This is a genomic window from bacterium, from assembly GCA_035529855.1.
GTDB lineage: Bacteria > RBG-13-66-14 > B26-G2 > WVWN01 > WVWN01 > WVWN01.
Genome location: DATKVX010000057.1, coordinates 1 through 2,556, shown reverse-complemented (window position 1 = coordinate 2,556; position 2,556 = coordinate 1). Strand labels below are relative to the sequence as shown.

General features: G+C 60.1%; 2 protein-coding genes. Both read right to left on the bottom strand.

All coding sequences use genetic code 11. The annotated features are described in order from the left end of the window. Positions 1–336: 336 nt before the first annotated feature. Positions 337–1,167, bottom strand: coding sequence for a hypothetical protein (locus VMX79_06450; protein HUV86734.1), 831 nt, complete (start codon positions 1,165–1,167; stop codon positions 337–339). Beyond that, a complete protein-coding gene (locus VMX79_06445; protein ID HUV86733.1) occupies positions 1,164–1,991 on the bottom strand; it encodes a hypothetical protein in 828 nt (275 codons plus the stop codon). Before VMX79_06445 ends, VMX79_06450 begins: the two co-directional genes overlap by 4 nt. Between the last annotated feature and the right edge of the window lie 565 nt (positions 1,992–2,556).

Genomic DNA, 2,556 nt, shown 5'->3' with positions numbered 1-2,556 from the left:
CGCATAGCGCCGGGTTTTTCCAGACGGATTTGATTTGGGGCGAATGACGGGCGTAAAGTACCCCGGCCCTTTTTAATACGGGCGTTTCGACCGCGATCGGTTTTCTATATTACCCCCGAGGCGACGGCCGTACCCGCGGCGCGGTAGGCCCGTCAGGACTTCTCTACTGGATTAGCCGGGAACTCGCCGCAAAACACGTTCTTGGGCTTCCAGGAGAGTCCGCAAATTTCGTACCGAAGCGCAGTCTGGCACCCGCCGGGGCAGTCTCGGTTAACGTCGCACCCTTGCGACGTGAGCGAGAATACCCGCTCACTCCCGACAGTAGGCTTCACGTACTTACTCTTCATCATCGCAGTCCTTTGTTGATACGCCTTTTTTAAAAAATTTCCGAAATCCCTCGCAGGCGGCGCACTTTTCTAATGGTACCGTTACCTTAAACGCGGGGGTTTGGCTCGCGATGTCGGCCGTACGGCCGAAGGCGAGCTCTCTCACCAGGGCGTCGGCCCCCTCCGGGACGAAGACGTTGGGCCAGAGCTCGCGCGCCGCGTCGGCCGGCTCGAGAGGTTCGGCCGCGAAGCCCCCGCCCGGGCGGTGGAAAGTCAGAAACCTTAATAAGCCCCCGCCGGCGTTTACCCGTTCTACGCCGGTCCCGCGGAAAGGCAGCGACCATACCCGGCCGTCGTCGGCGACGACGTTCATTTCATCGGAATACACCGTAAAGTATCCCTGCAACATCGCGGCCAAAGTGGATTTCCCGCTCTCGCTCGCGCCGCACGATACTACGACGTCGTCGCCTTCCGCGAAAGCCACCGAATGCAGTACTAACCCCCCTCGACGATAGCTCTCCAACAGGAAAACCTGCCGTAAAAACGTTTCGAAGTACGGGCCGCTACGCGGCGTAAGTACGACGTCGCCGCGGCCTTCCGCCAGGTCGTATCGTCCCCGCCCCTCGGGTGCGTCCGCCCGGTAAACGTTCCCGGCGAGTTTGAATTCCCGGCGTCCGCTTCCCGGGATCTCCTCCGCCGCGGCGACCGTTAACCCGGGGGCCGCGTCTTCGGCGCCCGGTTTCCCGCCGGCGGTATCAAAAAACGGCTTCAGCCTCCGTACGAGGTCGCCCTCGATTTTTACCGATAGGCGGAGCCAGGGCGGGCCGACGGCGAAGATCACCGGAAGAGCGCTTTAACCTTTCCGAAGCTCGTAGGGGCGACGGCGTATTCCTCTTGCCCTCCCCAATCTATCTCGTGTTCGAATATCGTTTTCAGGTAGCCGGAGGCGAAAAATATATGCGTTTTATCGCGGCAGGCCAGGTCGCCGGTAAAATAACTCTCCGGACAGGGGGCGTCGATCTTAAATTGCTCGCCGTCGTGGCGAACGCCGTTGAGGTCGAAGATGTACACCCAGCCGTCGACGTTGCCCAGGTTCATCAGCACTTTTTTGGAGGTGGGGACGTGAGTAATTATGTTTAAACCCGCCGGGTACTTGGCGCCGGCCCAGCTCTTGACGACGGAGCCGGTAGCGGGGCGGAATTTGTAGATATAGAGGGCGTTGAAGTTGTTGTTCGCGACGTAGACGTAGTTCTCGTCGGCGGCGATGCCGTCGCAGCTCGAGATGCCCCCGACGGCGTAGCTCGTGACCACGGAGCCGGTGGCCGGGGTTATCCTGAATAGCCGGGTGGGGCTTCCCGTCGCGGCCCACAGGTAACCGGAGCTATACGCCAGGCCGTACATGAAAGTACCGGCGGGTTTGGGCGACGGTACGTACGAACCCAGTACGGAACCGTTGTCGGGGTTCATGCGGTATATCGTCTTGGAGATAAAATCGCCCAGGAATAGTTCGCCGCCGCCGTACGTCAGGCCGACGGGGGCCGCCGCAGGCGAGGGAAACGAGTTTATAATCTTATCACGGGCGGCCCACGCGTTCGGCGGCGCCGAGGCGCAAAGCAAGGCTACGATCGTTAATACCACCGGTATACTATACGTCGCCTTCTTCATAAGGCTGGACCTCGCTTGTCGTTATTCCATTTAAATAATACTAATCTTCAATATAAATATAACAGAACGGCGATACTAAGTCAAACCCTTATGGGGACGGTTTCGCCGCCGATTTCGCGGGTACGGGACGCGCCGGAGACGCCGCCGACCTCCGCCTCTCAAGTAGGTGTCGCGGCGCGACGCGAAGCCGAAAATTTGTATTGCCACCCTAATAATTGTATAATATAATTGGCGGATAAAAGAAGGCGAGTTCCTTGACCCAGCTGCTCGTTGGGCCTTCCGCAAACTCCGACCAACTGACGGCCCGGCCTAAGTTTAACCGGCGGCTACGATAGCGGCGACGGCGATCATGTTATCCGGCGGGCCGGAAAGCTTCGACCGTCTTCGCGGAGGGGCCCGAGAGCGGGTTTTTTTTGGGCGCGGCCGGGCCCGGAAGTTTAAAACAGCCACCGCGGAGCGGCTCAGGGGCGGTTTTTTTTGGGCGCGGCCGGGCCCGGGCGAAGCAGCCGGCGCGTCCCGAGGAGTGGTTGTTATGAGGTTCTGGCGGACGCCGCTCGACGCCGAC

Bases quoted from the DNA above. Each gene is read 5' to 3' on its own strand.
- VMX79_06445 (HUV86733.1), bottom strand. From the start codon at position 1,991: ATGAAGAAGGCGACGTATAGTATACCGGTGGTATTAACGATCGTAGCC.